The organism is Draconibacterium sp. IB214405, assembly GCF_033963885.1.
Classification (GTDB): domain Bacteria; phylum Bacteroidota; class Bacteroidia; order Bacteroidales; family Prolixibacteraceae; genus Draconibacterium.
In genome coordinates, this window is sequence record NZ_JAXBMA010000001.1 from 763,193 (window position 1) to 786,451 (window position 23,259).

At 41.4% G+C, this 23,259-nt stretch carries 21 protein-coding genes; 13 read left to right on the forward strand and 8 right to left on the reverse strand.

The features are described 5' to 3' along the window. The first annotated feature begins 19 nt into the window (after positions 1–19). Positions 20–952, forward strand: coding sequence for a sugar phosphate isomerase/epimerase family protein (locus SLH46_RS02775; RefSeq protein WP_320279618.1), 933 nt, complete (start codon positions 20–22; stop codon positions 950–952). A 570-nt stretch (positions 953–1,522) separates the two neighbouring features. Here SLH46_RS02775 and SLH46_RS02780 read toward each other — a convergent pair. Together SLH46_RS02780 and SLH46_RS02785 are read right to left on the reverse strand one after the other, a co-directional pair. Continuing rightward, entirely contained in the window at positions 1,523–1,924 is a 402-nt protein-coding gene (locus tag SLH46_RS02780; protein WP_320279619.1) for a DUF2752 domain-containing protein, read from the reverse strand. Positions 1,925–1,927: 3 nt separating this feature from the next. Further along, positions 1,928–2,221: a CD225/dispanin family protein gene (locus SLH46_RS02785; RefSeq protein ID WP_320279620.1), complete on the reverse strand. Its 294-nt coding sequence runs from the start codon at positions 2,219–2,221 to the stop codon at positions 1,928–1,930. A gap of 456 nt (positions 2,222–2,677) precedes the next feature. Here SLH46_RS02785 and SLH46_RS02790 point away from each other — a divergent pair, with 456 nt between their 5' ends. The 3 genes from SLH46_RS02790 (at position 2,678) to SLH46_RS02800 (ending at position 8,435) form a co-directional block, all read left to right on the forward strand. Further along, positions 2,678–5,182, forward strand: a complete 2,505-nt coding sequence (locus tag SLH46_RS02790) for an outer membrane beta-barrel family protein (RefSeq protein WP_320279621.1) — start codon at positions 2,678–2,680, stop codon at positions 5,180–5,182. 290 nt (positions 5,183–5,472) lie between these two features. Beyond that, positions 5,473–5,832, forward strand: coding sequence for a BlaI/MecI/CopY family transcriptional regulator (locus tag SLH46_RS02795; protein WP_320279622.1), 360 nt, complete (start codon positions 5,473–5,475; stop codon positions 5,830–5,832). Beyond that, positions 5,832–8,435, forward strand: a complete 2,604-nt coding sequence (locus SLH46_RS02800) for a carboxypeptidase-like regulatory domain-containing protein (RefSeq protein ID WP_320279623.1) — start codon at positions 5,832–5,834, stop codon at positions 8,433–8,435. The genes SLH46_RS02795 and SLH46_RS02800 overlap by 1 nt, the downstream gene beginning before the upstream one ends. A gap of 153 nt (positions 8,436–8,588) precedes the next feature. Here SLH46_RS02800 and SLH46_RS02805 read toward each other — a convergent pair whose 3' ends face one another. After that, positions 8,589–10,538, reverse strand: a complete 1,950-nt coding sequence (locus SLH46_RS02805; protein ID WP_320279624.1) for a glycoside hydrolase family 97 protein — start codon at positions 10,536–10,538, stop codon at positions 8,589–8,591. 140 nt (positions 10,539–10,678) lie between these two features. Between SLH46_RS02805 and SLH46_RS02810 the strand changes: the two genes are divergently transcribed. Then, positions 10,679–11,407, forward strand: coding sequence for an MBL fold metallo-hydrolase (locus SLH46_RS02810; RefSeq protein ID WP_320279625.1), 729 nt, complete (start codon positions 10,679–10,681; stop codon positions 11,405–11,407). Between the two features lie 132 nt (positions 11,408–11,539). Next, the gene (locus SLH46_RS02815; protein ID WP_320279626.1) at positions 11,540–12,019 is read left to right on the forward strand and encodes a rhodanese-like domain-containing protein; all 480 of its coding nucleotides are present in this window, start codon (positions 11,540–11,542) and stop codon (positions 12,017–12,019) included. Positions 12,020–12,086: 67 nt separating this feature from the next. Here SLH46_RS02815 and SLH46_RS02820 read toward each other — a convergent pair whose 3' ends face one another. Next, complete coding sequence (locus tag SLH46_RS02820; protein WP_320279627.1) at positions 12,087–12,290, reverse strand: hypothetical protein; 204 nt, start codon at positions 12,288–12,290, stop codon at positions 12,087–12,089. A 108-nt stretch (positions 12,291–12,398) separates the two neighbouring features. Between SLH46_RS02820 and SLH46_RS02825 the strand changes: the two genes are divergently transcribed. Next, on the forward strand, positions 12,399–13,091 hold the full coding sequence (locus tag SLH46_RS02825) for a Crp/Fnr family transcriptional regulator (protein WP_320279628.1): 693 nt from the start codon (positions 12,399–12,401) through the stop codon (positions 13,089–13,091). Here SLH46_RS02825 and SLH46_RS02830 read toward each other — a convergent pair. Continuing rightward, positions 13,088–13,777 (reverse strand): Crp/Fnr family transcriptional regulator, encoded by a 690-nt coding sequence (locus SLH46_RS02830; RefSeq protein ID WP_320279629.1) that lies wholly within the window; start codon positions 13,775–13,777, stop codon positions 13,088–13,090. The genes SLH46_RS02825 and SLH46_RS02830 overlap by 4 nt on opposite strands. Positions 13,778–13,987: 210 nt before the next feature. Between SLH46_RS02830 and SLH46_RS02835 the strand changes: the two genes are divergently transcribed. From SLH46_RS02835 to SLH46_RS02850, 4 genes are all read left to right on the forward strand, one after another. Beyond that, positions 13,988–14,251 (forward strand): hypothetical protein, encoded by a 264-nt coding sequence (locus SLH46_RS02835; protein ID WP_320279630.1) that lies wholly within the window; start codon positions 13,988–13,990, stop codon positions 14,249–14,251. Positions 14,252–14,274: 23 nt separating this feature from the next. Continuing rightward, the gene (locus SLH46_RS02840; protein WP_320279631.1) at positions 14,275–15,264 is read left to right on the forward strand and encodes a rhodanese-like domain-containing protein; all 990 of its coding nucleotides are present in this window, start codon (positions 14,275–14,277) and stop codon (positions 15,262–15,264) included. 65 nt (positions 15,265–15,329) lie between these two features. Continuing rightward, positions 15,330–16,373, forward strand: a complete 1,044-nt coding sequence (locus tag SLH46_RS02845) for a porin (protein ID WP_320279632.1) — start codon at positions 15,330–15,332, stop codon at positions 16,371–16,373. Between the two features lie 18 nt (positions 16,374–16,391). Further along, a complete protein-coding gene (locus SLH46_RS02850; RefSeq protein WP_320279633.1) occupies positions 16,392–17,234 on the forward strand; it encodes a sulfurtransferase in 843 nt (280 codons plus the stop codon). Positions 17,235–17,340: 106 nt separating this feature from the next. On the opposite strand, the gene SLH46_RS02855 is transcribed toward SLH46_RS02850, so the two are convergent. From SLH46_RS02855 to SLH46_RS02865, 3 genes are all read right to left on the reverse strand, one after another. Then, positions 17,341–17,901, reverse strand: coding sequence for a hypothetical protein (locus tag SLH46_RS02855; protein ID WP_320279634.1), 561 nt, complete (start codon positions 17,899–17,901; stop codon positions 17,341–17,343). A 127-nt stretch (positions 17,902–18,028) separates the two neighbouring features. Continuing rightward, a complete protein-coding gene (locus tag SLH46_RS02860; protein WP_320279635.1) occupies positions 18,029–19,384 on the reverse strand; it encodes a Gfo/Idh/MocA family protein in 1,356 nt (451 codons plus the stop codon). Between the two features lie 43 nt (positions 19,385–19,427). After that, positions 19,428–20,969, reverse strand: a complete 1,542-nt coding sequence (locus SLH46_RS02865; protein WP_320279636.1) for an SUMF1/EgtB/PvdO family nonheme iron enzyme — start codon at positions 20,967–20,969, stop codon at positions 19,428–19,430. Positions 20,970–21,378: 409 nt separating this feature from the next. Here SLH46_RS02865 and SLH46_RS02870 point away from each other — a divergent pair, with 409 nt between their 5' ends. Continuing rightward, the gene (locus SLH46_RS02870; protein ID WP_320279637.1) at positions 21,379–22,080 is read left to right on the forward strand and encodes a ComF family protein; all 702 of its coding nucleotides are present in this window, start codon (positions 21,379–21,381) and stop codon (positions 22,078–22,080) included. Between the two features lie 119 nt (positions 22,081–22,199). Further along, on the forward strand, positions 22,200–23,252 hold the full coding sequence (locus tag SLH46_RS02875) for a hypothetical protein (protein ID WP_320279638.1): 1,053 nt from the start codon (positions 22,200–22,202) through the stop codon (positions 23,250–23,252). Positions 23,253–23,259 lie beyond the last annotated feature (7 nt).

Here is a 23,259-nt window from a genome sequence, read left to right on the forward strand (position 1 = left end):
CCAACCAACTAAAAACCTTATGGATAAAAGAGAATTTCTAAAAAAGATGGGTCTGCTTACCGCCGGTGGTATGGTGGCTGGTTCATTTAAGCCTGCCAGTGCTGCCTCTATGGTTGGCATGGGTAAAAAAGAAATTGGTCTGCAAATTTATTCGGTAATGCGCGAATTGAATGCAGATGTTCCTAACGGCTTAAAGAAAATTAAAGATATCGGTTATAGTACCATTGAGCTGGCCGGTTACGGCAATCGCAAAATGGGAGAATATTCGGTTGAAGATTACCGCAAACTGGCCGACGATGCAGGTTTGAAAATTACAGGATCGCATGTAAATCCTCCTACTCGTGATATCACAAAAGATAAACTGGGAGAAATTGCTGATTTCTGGAAACAAACTGTTGAAGACCATGTGAAATTAGGTGTTACAACTTTGGTTCAGCCAATGATGCCAAATGTACCAACTCATGACGCTGTTAAAGTAGTTTGCGAATCGTTTAACCAGGCTGGTGAAATTGCAAAATCGGCAGGTATTAAATTTGGTTATCACAACCATAACATGGAATTTGGCCGTGTAGTAAAACCAGAAGACCAGGACAAACCACGCAATCCGTGGATGCCTGTTGGCGATGTAATTTACGACCTGTTTCTGAATGGAACTGATCCTGATTTGGTATTCTTCGAAATGGATGTTTACTGGACAGTAATGGGTGCTAACGATCCGCTGGAGTACTTCGAAAAGTATGCCGGACGATTCCCTGTGCTGCACATTAAGGACCGTTCAGTTTTAGGTCAGTCGGGAATGATGAACTTTAAAAACATCTTCACCAAAGCTTACGAAAATGGTTTGGAAGGTTTCTATGTGGAACTGGAAGGAATCAGAGACGGAAGTATGACGCAGTATGAGGGTGTTGAAAAGTGTTTCGATTATTTAAATGATGCTTCATTTGTGAAGTAATCCTAACCAGAATAAATATATAAAACGGGTGTGTTTTCACATCCGTTTTTTTGTGCCTATCCCTCAGGAGCGTAGAATAATTTGGTTAATCTCTTTTCCTGCCGGAAGCCATTTCCGAGCTCAAGGCTACTTTTGATCTTCACTCTCCGTTTTTATAAAACCCAAATTCGGACGGGTGATCTCCTCATTCTTCGGAGCTTCCCGCTCTCATTAAGGTTTTATTTCAACTCCAAGCAAAGACCAAAAGAGGCCGTTCCACTTATGCAATGCAGCTAAAATTGGTAAGATGTTCGAAAATTCGGCCTCGGCCGGTGAGCCGAAAAACAAGTGGTGACAGCGTTAAAAAATTACTGATGTTTGAGGAGGAACGACGAGTTTCAGGAATTTTAGCTGGCATCGCGTAGTTTTTTCGAGGGAAGCGGGCGCAGCCTTGGGTTTTCTGTCTACTCTTTGGGCGAAACCAAAGAGTAGAATCGGCCCGATAGGGCAAAAGTTCCATGAATAATGCGCATTTTCAATCAGACTTAAGATTTTGTGGAAAACATTCTGACGGAAATTTAAGTGCTCAAATTATCCTTCGGGAGCGAGAACATTAAACGGATACCAAGGCAGGTTTCGTGCGATCCAAAACAAAATGACGATAATCAAAACAACCCAAGGCGTATATTTCTGATAAAACAGGTTCGGTAGTTTCCATCCAAAAGCTTTGTTCAGTATAGGATGGGAGTAATGATAAAGAATAAAAAGCGCTGCCGGGAGAAACAAAAAGTTGTAACCAACAACACCGACAAAATCTAAGTGTAATAAACTGTGTAAAGCACGTTGCGAACCACATCCCGGGCAATAGCCACCGGTTAACGAATGAAACAAACACTGTGGAAATATTTCGTGTTTTGCCGGGTCGAGTACAAAAAAAAGAACTGCTACCCCAATAATTACGAGTAGCAGTAGGCTATTGATAATTTTTTTCATACGTTAAAAATCCATCCCTCCCAGCGATAAACCTGCAAGCACTCCAAACACCGATAACATTGTAACGATAATTAGTACGGCCATACCGCTTGCAACTCCAATCCAGGCCCAAAGTTTGGCATTTTTGCTGGCACTAATTGCTCCCTCGTAATCGCCGGCACTCCATTTTGAGTTAACCTGCGCGGCAAAAACAATGGATACAATGCCAAAAATCTGGCAACATAAAATGGTAACGATTATGGCAAATGCCAAATAATTAGGAGGTGGCGACTGTGGTTGATGCAATTGTTCATTCATAATTAGTTGATTTTAGTTGAATGATAGATAACAAAGTTAAGTGAACGAACAGGCATAACAAAGTATAAAATACAAAATAGTGGTGCTTTTTTCTACACTTTGAACGATTCGGGGAACTTAAATCTTAAAATATATTAAAATTATAGCTCTACCTGATAGATGATCTTGTTCGGAATTTGAATCGCATTATTTTTGCACCCCTTATGGATTAAGGAGCAAGAGGCACTTTTTCCATAGATTTTAAGTTTTGGTAGAATGCCATCCGGGAGGGTGGCATTTTTTTGTTCATGCATCCCTTGGGGAGGTTGTCTCATCAATGTTTTCAGGAATCAATTTTATAAATTTTGACGGGTACATATAAAGGAAATGTAAGAGCCCGCCTGCGTTAACATCAAATTAACACCCCCCGGTTAAACCAAAAAAGGAGAAAACGGTCTTAATAGGTAGTTAAAAGAAATGAAAACAGTTAAAACAGCAATGGACAACGTAAAGAACCTAATGTTTCTTGCCCTTTTATTTATGGGCTTGCAAGCTTTCGCTACAATTGAAGACCCTTTAAAACCTGAAAATCCAAACGACGACGGGAAAGGAAAAATCGTAGGAACAATCGTCGATAAAAATTCTGACAGCCCCATGGAGTTTGCCAATATAGCCGTTTATACCAAAGCCGATTCAATCCTTGTAACCGGTGGAATAACAAACGAAAACGGGCAGTTTGAAATCACGGATATCACTTATGGAGATTATTATCTTGAAGCAAATTTTATCGGATTCGACAAAACCAATGTCGTTGATATTACCTTAGATCGTAGCAATCGTGTTTACGACGCCGGCTCAATAAATCTTAGTCCTTCAACAGTTGCCCTTGGCGAGGTGAATGTAGTGGCCGATAAGGCTGCAGTGGAATACAAACTCGACAAAAAAGTGGTTAATGTTAGCCAGGTAATTAGCGCTATTGGCGGAACGGCAGTTGATGTTCTAGAAAATACACCTTCTGTTCAGGTTGATATTGAAGGTAATGTGTCGTTACGAGGGTCGGGAAATTTTACTGTACTAATCGATGGTCGTCCAAGTGTTTTAAGTGGCAGCGATGCATTACGTCAGATTCCTTCATCAGCCATCGAAAACATTGAAATTATTACCAATCCATCGGCAAAATACGAACCTGATGGTGCAGCAGGGATTATTAACCTGGTAATGAAAAAGAATTCGATGAACGGATTGAATGGAATTGTAAATGCAAGTGTTGGCACAGGCGAAAAGTACCGTGGTGATTTTATGCTTAACTACCGGATGGATAAAGTGAATCTTTTTATAGGCGCCGATTGGACAGATGAAATCAACAACGGAGGAATGAGTGCTACGCGCGAAACCTACTCCAACGATACCACCGAATTTTTGAATATGAAAGGTGACAGGAACTGGATCAGGGGTGGTCACCGGTTTAAAGGTGGTGCTGATATTTATTTAAGCGATGTTACAACATTAACGCTATCGGGTGAAACCGGAACATCAGAGCGAGGCAATGAAGGTGGAGGACGCACTGAGAATTATACCGTTCCTGCATCTGAAGATATTTTTTCTATCACTGAAGAAACTTCCGACAGAAATAACGATTTCTATACGCTGAACATGAACTTCCAGCATAAATTTGATGACAAAGGACACCGAATTGAAGCTACTGCTTTTTATTCTGATGAGTCAGGAACTGATAATGAAATTGAAGGGGAGTTGCTGGCTGACGGTAATTATTATCCTACCAGCGAATACCTGTCGCGTGTTTCCACTTTTGAAACCGAAGATGAGCGGGATATTCGTCTGAAACTTGATTATACCTATCCGTTTAGCGAAGATGGAAAGTTTGAAGCCGGTTACCAGGGGCGACTGGAAAGTGAGGATGAAACATTGGAGTTTCGCGATTACGACCAGGCAAGCGACTCGTGGATTATCAACAATGAATATTCCAGTTCTACGGATTTTCAGCGCGATATTCATGCGGTGTATTCAACCTACAGCAATAAATTAGGTAAAGTTGCCTACATGGCAGGACTACGAGGAGAATTGACTATCCGTGAGATTAAAAATTCAAAAGCAACGGATGTTTCCACGTTGAACCGTTTCGATCTTTTCCCAACGACTCACTTTTCATATCCGATTATGAAAACAGCAGATCTTACGGCAAGTTACAGTAGAAGGATCAATCGCCCGAATGGTCGCGATTTGGATCCGACACCGAATTATTTTAATCGTTATGCGATCCGTTTTGGTAATCCCGATCTGAAACCAGAGTATACCAATTCTTACGAGCTGGGTTTTATGAAACGTTTTGGCGAAACACGATCATTTATGTCGGCCGATTTATTCCGAAGAGTAACCAACAATAAAATTGATCGCACGCAAGAGTTGGGCGAGGATGGTGTAATTTATATGTATACCGACAATTTTGACAAGGACTATTCAACCGGAGTGGAAGTTACAGCGAATCTGAGTTATAAAAAATGGCTAACCGTAAACACCAGTGTAAATGTTTACGATTATAAAATTACCGGCGAAATTGATGGCGAATCCATCGATCAGCAAAGTACGAACTGGGGAGGAAGGATGAACACTACATTTAAAATCTCGCAAAGTTCGCGTTTCCAGGTAAATGCTTTTTTTCGCGGTAAATCGGTGTCGGCGCAAGGCGAATCTGGGGCGATGTTCTTTACAAACTTTTCATATCGTCAGGAATTTTTGGATAACAAACTTTCGGCAACTGTGAGTTTCCGTGATCCTTTCGGAACAGGTCGTTTTGAGCGAACAAGCTATGGCGACGATTTTAAAAGCTGGTTTCGTTTTGAACGCGAGCCACGTGTAGTAATGCTTACATTGAGCTACAAATTGAACAACTTTAAAGAAGATCGTCGCGGAAACCGTGGAGGTGGCGATGGCGGAATGGACATGGATGGAGGAGAATTTTAACGATAATACGCAAAGACAATAAAGTGAAATGCTGTTCTTTTTATTAAGAATGGCATTTTTTTATTTTAAAGCGAATGCTTATTCCATGCAGGATTTCATGAAAATTACTGCTTTAAAAACTGAAAATCTCGTTTTATAACTGAAAAAACAGTTGCAGAACTGAAAAATCAGTTGTATGTTTGTCGTTGTAAAATTAGTACTGTCATTTCGAGTGAGAGAAGTAAGCGGGAAATCTGACACAGATTCCTCTCTACGTTCGGAATGACAATCATTTCTGAAACGACAATACAATGAAGAAACTAACAAAAAAGGAAGAGGAATTGATGAAGATCCTCTGGAAACTGGAAAAAGCATTTGTAAAAGATATTGTTGAATTGTATCCCGAGCCGAAACCGCATTACAACACCATTTCGTCGTTGGTGCGTTTGTTGCAGGACAAAGGTGTTATAGGGTTTAAACAATACGGAAATACCTACCAATATTTTCCGCTTATCTCGAAAGAAGAGTACCGCCGCTCGTTTATGAATCAGGTGGTAAGCGATTATTTCGATAACTCGTATAAAAGTGCTGTGGCCTTTTTTGTAAAAGAAAAAAACCTGTCGGAAGAAGAGATCGACGAGCTGGTTAACCTCATTAAAAACAAAAAGTAATGGAAGATTTTATCCTCTATATCGGTAAGGCTGCTTTGGCGCTTGGTGCTTTTTACCTGGCATACCTGGCACTTTTCCAGCACCAAAAACATTTTCTCTTCAACCGGATTTATTTACCGGTGTCGTTTTTGGTGAGTTTCCTTATTCCGCTGATTACGTTTACCAAAGTAAACTATATACAATCGATTCCGGCAGCTGATTCAACTGGTTTTGCCTACCTGCCTGAAGCTACAATGGCCAGCGAACCACAATTTACCTTCGAATGGTATCATTACCTGTTGGCGATTTATGCGCTCGGAATTGTTGTATTTCTACTGAACCTGCTTATCGGGCACCTCAAAGCCATGAATATTATCCGATTTAGCCGCCTGAAGGAATTGTTTGGCGCACAGGTTAACCTGACCAAAAAGGATGTTCATCCATTCTCTTTCTTCTCGCGAATCGTGCTGTCGGAGAAAACCTTAAAAAATCCCGATCTGAAAATGATTGTCGATCACGAAATGGTACATGTACGGGAACATCATACGATCGATATTCTTTTTGCCGAGTCGTTGTTCCTTTTCCAGTGGTTTAACCCCTTTGCCTGGTTAATCCGCGATGCTATGCGAAATAACCTGGAATACCTGACTGATCATCAGGTAGCCCAAAATCATAATGCCGAAGCTTATCAATTGGCCATGGTAGGATTAGCGCATAAAAAAGGAGTAGCTCCCTTTTTGACTGCGCTTAACGGCTCTCAATTAAAAAACCGAATTATTATGATGAAAAAGAAAACAGAAAATCGTTACAGCCTGCTGAAACAGTTGGTTGTGCTGCCTTTGCTGGCCATTTTGATTGTGAGTTTGTCGAACAAAGAAGTACGAACCGAAGTGCTTCACAGTTCCGGACAACTAAAAGTAGTTGTTGATGGTGTTGAACTTCCGGCCGATCACCCCGATCTGATAAAACTTGATTTTACCAATGGATTTGAAGGAGGTGTAGTGATTAATGCTCTCGGCCTTAAGGACAAAGTGGTTGCCAATACCTTGTCGTTCGATAAAAATCCAAAGGAAGATGGTGTTTATTACATTCAAACCAGTGATTATGTTCCCGGAACCAATACCGGTTTTGAGCAGGCTGTTAACGGAACGCCGGCTTCGGAACTTATTGTTAAAGGAAAAGTAACCAACGAAGATGGTGCCGCAATTTTTGCCGTTGCTGTAGTAGTAAAAGGAACTACAATTGGAACAATAACTGATAACGACGGGAATTACCAATTGGAGCTGGAAGATGAAGATGCAACACTGGTATTTAGTATGCCGGGATATGAAAAACAGGAGCTCGAAGTTGGAGACAAAACCGAGGCAAATGTTACATTAAAATTCGACAAGGTACGTGAGATACTTTACGGCGATCCTGACAGGTTAAAAAATGAAAAACCCGAATTTCAGGTTAGCGGAAAAATAACCAACGAAGATGGCGAAGGTATTCCTGCCGTTGCAGTGCTGGTAAAAGGTACTACAATTGGTACAATCTCCGATGTTTCAGGGAATTATGTAATTGAAGCCGATAAAAACAGTACGCTCCAATACATGATGTTGGGGCACGAGAAACAAGAGATTAATATTGAAGGGAAATCGAAGATCGATGTACAACTCAGAGCCGATGGTAGTGCAAAAAAGGAGAAAGTAACTGTTGGTTTTGGCATGAATAACGAGGCTCCTCCCCGGGTAGATTTGCTGGCTAAATCCGAAAATCCACCTTTATATATAATTGACGGTAAGAAGTCAAAAAATATGGACAACGTGAATGCCGATGACATCGAAACAATTTCGGTACTGAAAGGCGAATCAGCATCCATTTTATATGGCGAAAAAGGTAAAAACGGGGTGATGATTGTAACAACCAAAAAGGCTGCCAATTCAAAAATGAAAGATGCCCTAATAATAGTTGACGGAATACCTTTCAAAGGCAGTTTGGATGATATCGATCCGAATACAATCGATAAAGTGGAGGTGCTGAAGGATGAACAAGCCACCAAAAGATACGGACCCGTCGCTAAAAACGGAGCTATTTCTGTAAAACTAAAAGGCTCGTCTGCTTATAAAGGAAAGTGGCCGTTGATGTTTCTCGATGGTGAAAAATATTTCGGTGATATAAATGATATTGATCCTAAAACTATTCAATCAATGGACGTTTTAAAAGATGCTTCGGCAGTTGGTATTTATGGTGAAGAAGCTAGAGACGGTGTGATAATCATTAGTACAAAACCGGAAGAAATAACTTCGGAATTAGACTTGCGAAAGTTTATTGCAAAACGGATTAAATATCCATCAGCTTTGCGGGAAGCCAACATAACCGGCGAAAGCAAAATCTATGTTACTGTAAATAATGACGGAATTGTACTATCGGTTAATGAGAACAAAGTTGAAGGTGCAATTCCGGTTGAGGAGGTGGTAGCAATTGCTTATAAACCAAAAGAGTTTACAGGAACTACCGTTTTAGATGCACAGGAAAAATTTGATCATGCATCCAAAAGCTTGTTATTGCAACTCCCTACAGTAAATATCCCGGAATATAAGGGAAAGACCCTTGTTTTTACTCTAAAATACGTGCTGCAATAAAGGGTTCTGCGGTTTTTAACCGCACGAAAAAAGGCGGTTAAAAACCGCCAATCCCACAAAAAAAGGATTCCATCCCTATGAATTAACACAGAGGGATGGAATCCTTATATGCGCGAACCTCGAAACTCGCGTCTCGAGACTCACTACTAGTATCTATTTCTTCTCAATAATAGCAGCCCAGCCACCACCGGGAGCCATTTTAACTTTCACAGTAGATCCTGCAGTTACTTCAACAGTTTCCTGTGCAAAGTCGGCAGCATGTTTATCGGCGTTCAATCCGTCTTTCCACACTTTCATGGTGTACGTTCCTTCGCCAAGGAAATCGAGTTTCAACTCCATTTCGCGCGGATCCCAGTCGGTTAAAGCGCCCACAAACCATTTATCACCCGAGCGGCGAGCAACGGCAACGTAGTCACTAACTTTCGCTTCCAGTACTTTGGTTTCGTCCCAAACCGATGGAACTGCCGAAAGGAATTCCATACATTCCGGTTCGCGGTAATAGTTCGATGGATTGTCGGCCAACATTTGCAGCGGGCTTTCGAAAACAGGGTACAAAGCCAATTGGTGGCAACGTGTTCCCTGGCTCATTGGTTCGCTAAATACCGGATTGAAATTCAGTTTTGTTTTGTTGATCATCGCTCCCGGAGTAAAGTCCATCGGGCCGGCAACCATACGAATAAACGGCAATGTTACATCGTGCTCGGGATCGGGTAAACGCTCCCATTTCATATTCTCCAAACCTTTAACGCCTTCGTACGAAATTACGTTCGGGTAAGCACGTCGCAAACCACTTGGTTTGTACGATCCGTGGAAATCAACCAGCAATTCGTGCTCGGCACATTTGCGGGCAATTTTCTCGTAGAAGTTTACCATCCACTGGTCGTCGCGTTGCATAAAGTCCATTTTAATTCCTTTTGCTCCCCACGCCTGAAACTGATCGAGTGCTTCCTCCAGTTTGTTATCCATGGTTTTCCAAACCACCCAAAGAATTACATCAACATTTTTTTCTTTTCCGTAGTCGATAATCTCTTTTACATCCACATCTTTTTCCAGCTCCAGAATATCAGAAAGCACGTACCAGCCTTCGTCCAGAATGATGTATTCCAACCCGTATTTCGATGCAAAGTCGATGTAGTATTTGTAAGTCTGCGTATTTACGCCGGCTACAAAATCAACACCGTAAATGTTATTGGCATTCCACCAGTCCCATGCAACTTTACCGGGTTTGATCCAGTCGGTATTTTCCAGTCGGCACTCAGGAGCCAGTTTGTAGATCATTTCAGTTTCAATCAACTGGGCATCGTTTTCGGTAACTACCATGGCACGCCAAGGGAATTCACGAGGTCCGTTGCATTCAGCAATATAATCGGCATATTTTGTTGGTTTCTCATCGCGGTCGCGCATCAGTTGTGTTTCCAGCACAACACCCGGATATTTTCCAATCAAAGCATATTCGTTATCGTCGCAACCACGTAAAAACATTCCCGGGTAATCCATTAGGTTCGATTCCGAAATGTAGGTTTTAACTCCGTTTCCGCAGTCAACCAGCAAACCTGTTGAGGCGAAACGATCGCTACCAACATTCGACAGGGTTTCGCGAAGGTATTCACGTTCCTGGTGGGTCATCATACTTTCTTCTTCAGGAAACCAAAGTTTGTTGTCGGCCGGAAAAACAAAAGAAGCCAGCTCGCTTTTCACTTTGTATTCGCCGTCTTTTTCCGATACCCAACGGTAAGCAGCGCCATCGTCGTAAGCCCGGAACTGCAACGCATAACCTTTAAACGACAAAGTCAGCTCTTTATACTCATCTTTTATAGTTGCACTTTTTCGGCGTACAACCGGCGTAAGCACCTGCGAAACACTGTTGGTTTTTGTTTTGCGCACTTTGGCGTCAATTCCCCAAACTGTTCCATCGTATAGTTCCATCGAAATTTGCGACGGCGCAACAATTGTACTTCCGTTTAACAATACCGAGTAGGTAACATTTTCATCCACATTCACCTTTACCTGTATCTTTCCCGAAGGAGATTCAACCAAATATTCCTTGGCCGAAAGCGTGAAAACAAGGGCTATAAGGGTAATTAATAACGATAATCTTTTCATATCAGATAGTTTTTGAATTTTTGTTTCGAAAGTACAAATAAAATAGAGTCGGAGACTTGTACGTATGTTTTCTATTTTATTAAACAGGATGCAAAAAAATGATTTTATACCTATCTTACAGTAATTTTAAATCATCGGTTATGAAAATTATATTGACACTACTAATTATGTTTGTATTTGCAGTTTACGTACAAGCCACCGATTTTGAGAAGGATGTTTTCAAAACATCGGGGGGCGACCTCGAGATAACGTTTATTGCCCACGGAACATTGATGATGGAATACAACGGAAAAGTGATTCATATTGATCCGGTTTCGTGGTATGCCGATTATGCCACAATGCCAAAAGCCGATCTGATTCTGATAACACACGAGCATGGCGATCATTTGGATGCCAAAGCGCTGGATGCGGTTAAAAAGGACGGAACCGAGCTGGTATTAACCGAAATCTGTAACCAGCAATATGGCGGAACAAAGGTGTTGAAGAATGGTGAGTCGGGAACTTTTGCCGGAATTAAGGTTGACGCAGTGCCGGCTTACAATATTAAAAACGAACGCGAACCGGGAAAACCATTCCATCCGAAAGGAACGGGAAATGGTTACGTACTGCATTTTGGTGATAAAAAAGTGTACGTTGCCGGCGATACCGAAAATATTCCGGAAATGGCTGAATTGAAAGACATCGATGTGGCTTTTCTACCCATGAACTTACCTTATACAATGACCCCGGAAATGGTTGCCGAGGCTACCAAAATGTTTCAGCCAAAAGTTCTTTATCCCTACCATTTTGGCGAAACAAACACCGATGAGTTGGTTGAATTATTAAAAAATCAAAACAAAACTGAATTAAGGATTCGAAACTTAAAATAAGGCAGATTTTCTTTTTACCTTCAATCCCGAAAATAATTTTTGAGACAAACACATCTGTACGCCACGAGATGTAAAAGACGATACTCACGTGCTTGCGCTCATCTTGTAAGTAGTTTAAAAATCTTTGATATTATGAAAAAAATTGGAGTTGTCATCTTAATGATGATGGGGGTGGTTACTGTGCTTTCAGCTCAGGAGAAAAAAGTGTACGATGGTTATAAAGAGCTGGTTGCTGCGGTGAAGCAGGAAATTGCAACAGTTGAGATTGAGGGAATGCATGAAAAATATATGGAAGGACTAAAAAGCCGCAAACCCGATTATATTTTAATCGACGTGCGCACAAAAGATGAGTATGAAGCGGGGCATATTCCGGGTGCTTATTTGGTACAGCGCGGTGTATTGGAATCGCACATTGCCAAAGAAACCGTTTGGGAAGATTTTCATCACGCACTGCCTAAAAAAACAGATACCATTATTTTATATTGTCGAAGTGGAAGTCGCTCGGCACTGGCAACAAAATCGTTGATGATGCTGGGGTACGAACATGTGTATTCGCTTGATGGTGGCTGGAACGCCTGGCACGAAGATTATCCAAAACTCGAAAGGTTATAAGGGCACACAATTTTCCCGGCTAAAGAATAGTCAGGATTAAAAATAGCTTTCTCGTCAGGTCGGGTACTTATTGTACTTTTTTGCAGCCGCGTAAAACACAAAATGTGGTGGCGGCTACTCCTATTGCTGCAAACGAAATCAGGCTGATATAAAATACCTGGCTTGGTAAATTGGCACAGCATGACACAAAGCCAAGGATTATTGTTACAAAGAATCCTAAAATTCCCCAAAGACCTAAATTGTAGCAGATTAATGTTACTATCTTATTCATGGTATAAAGTTTTTACAATTATACGATCAATAAAGAGCATTGGTTCATTAAACAATGTGAAATAAATCTCGTATAATTGTGATATAAATTACAACTTACATCTGATCGATGAACTTAATTACCAATACCTGTGTTGATTGCAGCCTAAAATCGGGAGCAGTGTCTCTATTGGATAACAGTGAGTTATGCGCTCTCGAAGAAGGGTGTTCGAAAATTCAATACGAAAAGGGCGAACTTCTTTTTAAAGAAGGTGGTCCGGTTCAGCACATCATTTATATTCGCAAAGGATTTGTAAAACTGGTAAAAAAAGGTGCCGGAGGAAAAGATTTTATTTTGAGCATTTCGAAGAAGGGATCGTACCTCGGAATACAGAACCTCGATGAAACCATTAAGACCAATTATTATTCGGCCATAACCCTTACCAAATCGGAAGTGTGTTTTATTGAAAGGCACTGTTTTGCCAACCTGTTAAAACAAAACGGCGAGTTTGCATTAAAGGTGCTGTCAACTGTTTTCAGCGACGAAATGAATTATTTCGACCGCCTGGTGAAAAACGTGCAGCAACAATTACCCGGCAGGTTGGCAAATACCATCAGTTACTTTGCCAAAGAAGTGTATGGCGAAAACACTTTTGCCTTGAACCTGACGCAGACCGAAATTGCCGCCCTGATTGGCACTTCGCGCGAAAGTGTTTCGAGGATATTAAAAGAATTTCAGGACATGGGAATTATAGCACTGAAAAACAATGTGCTCACCATATTAAATGAGAATAAACTGGAGGAAATAAAACAGAAAGGTTAACCTACCTGGCTAAGGTGGCGCACCCGGTCGAAATCGAGAATCGTAAATTCCTTTCCTTTTACATCGATAATCTTTTCCGACACAAAATCCTTGATCACCCGCGACAGACTTTCCTGCGACATGTTGGTAATAGCTGCCATATCTTTTTTACTGATCGGGATAGAGAACTTCTTTCGTTTAAATAAACGCAGGCTGAAACACAAAAGTAAGTCGGCAAAGCGGCCGTGTAATTGTTTCAAGGTCAAACAAGCCATTCGGTTGTACGAAAACAGCGACTCATCGTTTAAATGATGCAAAATGCTGGCGCTGAATTTGGCATTCTCATGGATAAACGAATCGATGGAATTTATATCGTGCAGGCAAACACTGGTATCGGTATATGCTTTAACTGAGTATGGATAAATGTTTTTTGAGTACAGCGCTTGCAGACCTAATATTTTACCCCGGTTTTCAACCGAAAGTATCAATTCGTCGTTGGCATGTTCGCGGTAAACTTTCACCAAACCACTTTTAATATAAATGATGTGTGCAGCCAAAGCTCCCTGCTTTGCAATGATCTCTCCTTTTTTGAAATTCACTTCAACCCGGTTGCGGTTGATCTGAATTAATTCTTCGTTCGTAAGCTGCTTGAAAGGCGCTGACATACACTTACATCCAACGCATTTATCGAATTTGTTTAATGGCATAGTTCTATTAGTTCTTAATGTTGCTAATATAGCTAAAAAGTTAATACTTAATTAGTAAGTCAATCATGTATTTGATCTAAATCAAATATTCTTCTGACTACAATAAAATTCCGGTTTGAGGTGGTGATAGCCTCAATTTTCATTTCGTATAGGTAGCCCTGTTACTTTTGAAATAGTGATTAACTAATCGATTCTAAATTTTAAAAGGACATGAGAAAGGCATTCATTCTGCAAATGTTTGAACTTGTTATATGGTATAAAATGAGCAGCTTAAGCGCACATTTGCCAATAGCACGTGCAGCCTCCGGAATGTTGTTCTTCGTTCTCAAAAATCCAATCAACAACAACTTTTTATTTGCTGAATTTGCCGGTGGAGGCAGGTTCCCGATTTGTAGTGCGAAAATTAATCTAGTAAAAACCGGAAACGACTACATGCTTCAGAAGCAGAACCAGCCGGTGGATGCTAATTCTTGACAATAACCTAAAATTTTATTACGATGAAAAAGTACGTTTTTTACACATTATTACTTGCAATTTTTGCTTCTGTCACGTTTACCGGATGTAAATATGAAGAAGAAGAATGCAACTGTTCAGGTACAGAACCGGTAGCATACGAAACACTTACCACTTACCTGAAATCTATCGATATGGATTTAAACCATGTATTGTCGAATGCCGACGGTCAGAAGTTTGTGATGGCCGCTCCTACTGATGGCGATCTTTCTGCAAAATGGATTATGGATATTCGTAGTGCTGCTGATTTTGCAACTGCACATATCGAAGGTGCCAACAATGTTGCTTTTGGCGATATTTTAACTGCTGCCGAAGGTGCTGATAAACCAATTTTGGTGGTTTGTTATACCGGCCAGACTGCTTGTTATGCAACTTCGTTACTTCGCCTATATGGTTACGAAGATACACAAGCGCTAAAATGGGGAATGAGTGGATGGAATACCAGTTTCGACAAATGGACACCAAACTGTAAATCGCTTGATGACGCAAACAACTGGACAAGCAGCGAAGCTACTGCCGGAAGTTTTGATGCTCCCGACTGGACAAGCACAACAACAAATGGTGCTGATCTTTTAGCCGAAAGAGTGGAAGAAGTTGTGGCAGCAGGATTTAAAACTGCAAAGGCAGCCGATGTTTTGGCCAGCCCTAGCGACTACTATGTAAACAATTATTTCTCTGCTGAGCACTACACCGGTTTTGGTCACGTTAATGGTGCCGTTCGTATTAATCCTTTACTGATTGACGATTGCAGCAAACTTGATCCTGACGGAAAAGTGGTTACTTATTGCTACACCGGACAAACTTCAGCCGTTATTACTGCTTACTTAAACGTGCTTGGTTTCGATGCTTACAGCCTTCTTTTCGGAATAAATGGTTTGAGTCATACAAATTCATTCTGGGATGCAGGTGGCGTAACAAATCACTGGGGTTACGATTCAAATCCTAAGAGTCTGCCTACAGTATCTTCTAACTAAAAGTGTTGGAGTTGGAGACTGTGTAAGCAGTCCGCTCAGTTAATTATCAATTTAAAGATCAGATTATGTTACGCAAAATATTATTTATACTATCAGCAGCCTTTCTGTTGGGTTACAATGCCCAGGCTCAGGGATGTTCCGAGCCCACGTCAGACGAAGGTGTTGCAGTTTTTGGATATCTGCAGGCGCAATACGACTATCAATTTGCCGAAGGTGACAATATCAACACTTTTGGTTTTAACCGCGCACGTCTTGGTGTTATGGGAAATATCCCTTACGACTTTTCTTACTACGTTTTGGTAGAAACCAGTCCGTTTAAAAAGGATGGCCCAAAAGCCTATTTGCTCGATGCATTTATTACCTACAAACGTTTTTCGTTTGCTAAAGTGAGTTTGGGATCGTTCAAATCTCCATTTGGCCAGGAACTGGGTACGCCCTGCCACTCGTTATACACAATCAATCGTTCGAAATATATAAATGAACTTACTGCTCCCGACCGCGATATGGGATTAATGGTACTTGGTGGTTCTGATACTACTCTGTTTCAATATTCTGTTGCACTGATGAACGGAACAGGACTTTTGGTAAAAGATGCCGACAAATACAAAGATGTTGTTGGTAGGGTATTGCTTCAGCCAACCGACTGGATGCATATTGGTGGTAGTTTCCGTTACGGAAAAGCTACCAGCCAGGATGAAACAGTTACCAAACCCGACGAAAGAACCCGTTTGGGCGCTGAGTTTGAGGTGGAGAAATTTGGATTCCTTGTGCAGGGTGAATACATCTGGGCCGAAGATAAAGGTTCGTACCTGGTAGGTGGCGGATGTGGTGGCGACCCGGAATTGGTGCAGGGAAGTGTAGAACGCGAAGGTTTGTCGATTTTAGCGCTTTACAACCTGACTTACAATTTGCAACCGCTTATTAAATACGAGAATTACAACAGCGATTTAAGTTTGGGAAATAATAACATGGAACATATTACGACTATCGGTGTTAACTATTTCTTTAACGAATGGACCCGTTTGCAGGTTAACTATGAATATAAAGCTGAATGGGCAGGCGAAATCCCGAACGATATGATTATGGTTCAGCTTCAGGTAAGATTCTAATATTAAATGTCAAAGGATATGAAACTTAATAGATTATTTCTCTTAGTACTTGTGCTTTTTATGGCTTCGGCTGTTTCAGCACAGGATGTGATCTCGGCTAGCGAGCTCAAACAGAATTTAAAGAATACTGATTACGTTATTGTAAATGCGGCAGCCAATCAGAAAGTGTTTATTCGTGGTGCAATCGATCTGCCACACGGAACCTTGTGTACCGACGAGCCGATTCGTAATGTAATCCAGTCACCCGAAGCAATGGCGGCAGAACTTGGAAATCATGGAATTTCTTCGGATAAAACAATTGTTGTTTATGATGAAGGATCGACCAAATATGCCGGTCGTATGTACTGGATTCTGAAATATTTGGGAGCACCAAATGTAAAAATGCTGAATGGTAACATTACCGGATGGAAAGCGACGCGTGGACCAATCGGAACAGCTACAAAAGGTAAGAAAACCACATTTACTGCAAAAGTTGATGCCAGCCAGTTGGCAACAATGGACGAGGTAAAAAAGGCGGTTGACAATTCGTCGTATGTAATTGTTGATGCGCGTACACCAGAAGAATATGCCGGTACTGCCGAAACTGAATTGGCAAGACCCGGACATGTTCCGAGCGCTGTAAATGTAAATTACGAGACGCTTGTTGATGGTAAAAGTTTATTGAAATCAAACGATGCACTTACTTCAATGTTTGAATCGAAAGGTATTACTAAAGATAAAACTGTTATTGTGTACTGCGAAACCAGTGTGCGTGCCGGAATTATTTACCTGGCATTAAAAGGACTGGGGTACCCTAACGTAAAAGTTTATGATGGAGCATATTTAGAATGGCAATCTGTCGAATCGAATACGATAGGTTAGTCTTTCGAATGTCCGTAGCGCCCGGTGTTTATCGGGCGCTTTTTCATTAAAAAATACAAAAGGCCGGAATATTTCCGGCCTTTTGTGTTATATCCTTTTTCCGGTATTATTTTATCTCTTCAATGGTGTTAAGATCTACTTTATCCAGAATATTCAATTGTAATTCCGGTGTTTGAAGCAAGGAGTTAAAATCGTTTACATCAACTGATTTTTGTGCAACAAAATCGATCGGTAAAATGGCAATTCTGAAAATCTGATTATCGGTTTCTGCAGGTAGTAATTCATCAACCGTGTATTCAAGGAACAACTGGGTGTCGTATTGAGTATAATCAAAATTGTACTGAATTACGCCTTCAGGTAAAACCACTGTTTGCGGGCACAAACGCCAGATGTCGGTTCCGTCGTATTCCCCCCAAAGAATATATACTAAAACAACATCTTCGGGAAGTACTTCAATACTTGATGGATGATTAACAACTACCGAATAGTCGTTACCCGGTGTAAAGTCAACTTCAACTTCGTAAATCGAGCCGGCGTATGAAAAACCGTCTTCTCCCGGAGGGCCCATCGGACCTTCGCAGGATGCGAAAATTGTTGCTACCAGAATTAATAAAATCGCTGAGATTTTAGGGAAGGTAATTTTTTGTTTGTTTTCTGCTTTTTTCATGACTATAGATTTTTAGATTCAACTTTCTGAAATGTGTTAAACAAGTATAGTGCCAAAAAAACCTCCGGCACTTGCCGAAGGTTTCCAACCAAATTGATTGACTAATTATACAGGGATTTTCATTGTATTAGTTTTCAAGTGTCCCAGGTACTGGTACGCTGGCAGTTTCTATAAAGCCAATATCACCCATAATGAACGTATCAGGACCCAGTTTCATGTCCGAGTTCATCATTTCATCCCAGGTAACTTCTTTTCCGGTGTATGCCGAAACGCGGCCCATAATCGCCGTCATTACCGAGTTGGCAGTAGCTTCAGCCTCGTTAAACGGAATATCCTGGCGAATGCAGGTGATCAGGTCTTTGTGCTCCTGAACGTATGGACTTGTTGCATGATCTTCGTATGAGAATAAATCATTACCATCCAAATCTGTAATTTTTGCTGTACCTCCCTGAGCTGTAAATGCTTTTCCTTTTGTACCGTGCATAACTTCGTTTACGGCATTTGTACAGCCATTAATCTGTCGGCATGTGCTTAAAATCTGGCGTCCGTCGTCCAGCTCGTAACGAACGGCAAAATTATCGTACTGATCGCCGGTTGGGCGACGCTGACGTGAACCAAAACCTAATGCTTTTATCGGGTGTTTGCCAAAAAACCAGTTGGCCACGTCGATATTGTGCACGTGTTGCTCCACAATATGATCGCCTGATAACCAGCACCAGTTTACCCAGTCGCGGATCATCCATTCCATTTCGCTCCATTCGGGCTTGCTGTTTCTGTACCACAATTGACCGCCATTCCAATATACCTCGGCAGTGGTAAGTTTACCAATTGTATTATTGCTGAGTTCTTTATATACATTTAAATATTTATGCTGGTGGCGACGTTGTGTACCGGTAACTACTTTTAACCCGGCAGCATCGGCCATTTTAGCTGCAGCCAAAACCTGGCGAATTCCAACAGGATCTACAGCAATTGGTTTTTCCATAAATACGTGCTTACGTGCTTTAACAGCTGCTTCGAATTGCTGTGGGCGGAATTTTGGAGGAGTTGCCAGAATTACGATATCCACACCCGAGTCGAGAACTTTTTCATAAGCATCAAAACCAAGAAAACAATTTTCGGCAGGTACTTCCTGACCGGTTTCGGTTTTAATTTTTTCGGCGCAATTATCAAGCCTGTCTTTAAAAACATCGGCCAGAGCAGTTACCTGAACGGTTGAACCACCGGCTTCCAGAAAGTTAAGTGCTGCACCGGTTCCGCGACCGCCACAACCTACAACTCCGGCTTTTAAAACTTTTCCGGCAGGTACTTCATCCAACAACGGAGGATATTTGTATTCGCGTTGTAACCAATCGTATTCGCCACTTGCAGATGAACCTCCGCCAGAGCACGATGATAAAGTTCCAATTCCCATTGCCCCTGCTGCACCTACTGTTGCGGCTCCGGCTAAAAATTTTCTTCTTGAAAAATTGTTGTTACTCATGTTATCAATGTTTTAGTTGAATTTAGGATTCTATATTTATTAGTTATTTTCCGGTATTCTCATCAAACTCGCATACCACTCTAAAACCAATCGAATTACAATCTGATAGCCACCAAATACTCTTTGGCATTTGCGGATCGGTTTTCATCCATGCTACGCTACGGGTGTAATCGCGTGCTGCACTTCTAACTTCGCCAACAGGACTTTTAAATGTTCCGCCGCGAATAACGTGTTCCTCGCCCGAAGCCGGTCCTTTTGGATCGGTTACACCATCGCTTAATTTCGAATAAGCATCTTCGGTGTACCAGTCGGCACAGTATTCTGCCGCATTTCCCAGCATGTTTTTCAACCCAAACGGATTGGCTTCAACAACATCGGGCGTGGCAGTTTTCATGGTGCTGTTATTCTCGTAAACGATGAAGTTATTAATTTCGTCGCTTCCTTTTCCAAATAACTTACCGATAAAGTTTTTCTCTTTAAAGTCTTTTGGATCACCTTCAAAGAAGAATGGTGTTTCGGTGCCGCCGCGGGCTGCATATTCCCATTCTGCTTCTGTTGGCAGGCGATAGGTTTTGCCGGTAACCTGCGATAACCATTTGCAGTAAGTTTCTGCCGAGTGGTAACTCATCGTAATCGCCGGACGGCTTCCCATTCCCCAGTTCTGGTCGGGTTGTCCGTAAGGTGGTGTCGGCCCGGAAATGGCATCAACCTCAACATCGGATGCGGTGCGTGTGCCCTCGGTGTCGGTTGTTCTACCTTCGGCGGCTGTGGCACTGTAAAATGCGAGGTATTCGTCCCAGCTAACTTCTATTTCGGCCATAAAGAACGGACTAAGATTTACCGTTTTCTGCGGGCCTTCATCGCTTTTGCGAAGTTGTTCTGATTCAGGACTTCCAATCTTGAAACTTCCGCCCGGAATTGCCTTCATATTAAACGCAATGGTTGTTCCCGGAATGGTTTCGGTAAAATCTGTATGAGTAGTAACTTCGGCTGCAGCCGTATAGTTTTCTTTTGCCTCGGTGCCGGCACTTCCAAATTCAACATTTTTGGCGTGCAATGCATTCGGATCGTAATGACCAACATTCAGGTGGCAGTTTAAACAACGCAGTTCGTCTTCGTTTTGTGTATAATAAAGATGCGCTTGCTGCCCTTCGGAAGTTAGCGTTAGCGGGAATAAATTATTGTGGCATTTTATACACGATTCTTTAAAAACAAAATGTTGTGCCTGCTCAAGCGAAGACTTGGCTTCCCAGTTAAAATCGGCACTGTCTTTAAAGAAATATCCGTAAGCATCGCGGGCTCCGGCTTTTGCTTTTTCTATCAGGTAACCTTCTCCTTTTGGAGGGAGGTGACATTCAACACAGCCAATATGCATTCCGGTTCTGTTTTCGTGATGAACAGAAAGTTTCCACGAATCGAAAACATGAGGATGAACGTGGCACACTTCGCACGATTCGTTTGTTGAGGTTGCCTCAATTACTTTAAGCGACGAGATGCTGACAGCGATGCCAAGTATAAATCCGATGAAAATAATCAGTAACAGTTTTTTTCGAAGGTAGTTACCAAAACGTTGAAATATGGCCATTGGTTATTATAGGTTTCTTGAATTATTAATGCAGTCAAAAATACTAATTTCTATGGCTAAAATCCTGACTTTTGTAGGATTATAACTATTCCTCCGTTGTTTATTGCTCAAAAAGTCGCAGATAATTCAGCCATTAGTCTTTAGTTAAGACGCATACCTTGTAATAAATACCTAATTTTTAACAGACAAAAAGGTTGTCTCGAACGCGACAACCTTTAAAGATGATTTCTTGAGAGGAATACAAGAGAGATAAGGGAAATATTTTTTTGTTTCGACTGCAAGTTAGTTATGTTCGGATGATAATGGATTATGTAAAAATTATTAGAGGGTTAACGAATTATTAATCAGTCACAAGTAACTTTTAACTAAACATTAAATGGTTAAATTGAGAATTTTGTAACTTTCAGCAATGAACCTTCTCGAACAACGAATTTCCGATGTGTTGGGGCTGTTTTTTCCCGAGTTATGTGTAACGTGTGGACGACGTCTGGTATCGCAGGAAACATTTCTGTGTTTTGATTGCTGGGAAGATCTTCCGGTAACAAACTTCCATTTAAAGACCGACAATAAAGTAGCTCAGTTATTCTGGGGAAGAGTTGATATTTCAGCAGCAACGGCATTTTTTAGTTACAAAAAAGGAAGCCGGTACCAGCAACTTATTCATTTTGTGAAATACAAAGGCCTAAAAGAATTGGGCTACGAAACCGGCAAAAAATTTGGCTTTCAGTTATTGGAATCGCCTGATTTTGCTGCTGTTGATGTAATTATTCCGGTGCCGCTTCACTCCCGAAAAGCAAAGAAGCGCGGCTACAATCAAAGCGAATGGATTGCACGTGGAGTTGCTGAAGTTTTAGAAAAGCCGGTTGATACCAAAACGCTGCATCGAAAAGTTTTCACATTGACCCAAACCAAACGAAATCGCTACGAACGCTGGCAGAATGTTGAAACTGTTTTTGGCTTGAGCGATCCGAAGGGAATTGAGAACAAACATGTTTTACTGGTTGATGATGTGGTTACAACGGGAGCAACTTTGGAAGCGTGTGCAATTCATCTTTTAAAAGTGCCCGGAACAAAAGTTAGCATCGCCACATTGGCCTTTGCCGATATTTAGCAATTGAACATATTTTCAGAAGCCACAATTCTTGCGGAAGTGGCTTTAAACAATGTTTCCCTTCAGTGTGTTAAATCAACAGATTGATTGCGTTTAACATTATCTAAAAATACAACAAGATGAAAATTACCAATTTGTTTATGATTGCCCTTGTGGTTCTGGGCTTTATGGCGTGTAACCAGAAGCCAACAACCAGCGAAGATGCTAATGTGAAGTATTACCGACAGTTGTTGTTTAGCGAAACACCCTGGGATTTAGAGCGTGGTTCGCATGAAATTTCGGCTGCTGACGCTGAAAAAGTGAATAATTATAAATTCACCTGGACCGATGACGGGAAACTGGCTTCGGTGGAATATAACCGCAACGGAGTGTTACTCGACTACTCGGGTTTGAGAGCCGCTAAAATTACTTATAGCTACGAAGGTAACCTGCAGCTTAAACATTTCTTTAACGCAGCAGGTGAGCAAATCGAAAGTGGTGGTGCATATACACAGGAGTATACCGTCGATGATTCAGGAATGCGTGTTGCGATGCGTTTTCTTGACAAAGAAGGAAATCCGACAGAGAACCGCAACAATATTTATAACTACGTGTGGTCGAAATTGGAAGACGGAATGATTCGTGAATTGCGCTACAACCTGGCCAAAGAAGAAACGATCATGAATCCTTTTTGTCCATTTTATGAGTTACGTTTTACTTACGATGCCAAAGGGTATGTAACACGAATGGCTAACTACATCGAAGATACACTGTACAATTGTACAGCCGAAAACTGTGGTGATGTAGGTGTTTCGTATTTCTTATTCGAAAATAATGAGAAAGGCGATGTGTTGAGCTTTTCAGTTCACAGTACTACCGGACAATTATCGAATTTGTACTGGGGCTGGGCCAAACGTCAGAATAAAGTTGATGAATATGGCAACGCGGTAAAAACGGTTATTTACGATCAGGACAATGAATTGCTTGGCGGAAAAGGAATTCCGGTAACCGAGAATGAATACGACGAATTTGGCGCGCTGGTAAAAAGTGTTTCGAAAGATGCCGACGGGAATGTAGTGAACAACCCGAATAATGGTGTAGCCATTGTAGAATACAAATACGACGAGCAGGGCCGAAGAGTTGAAACCCTTCGTTACGACAAAGAAATGAACCCTGTTGAAAGTCAGAGCTAACACGTAT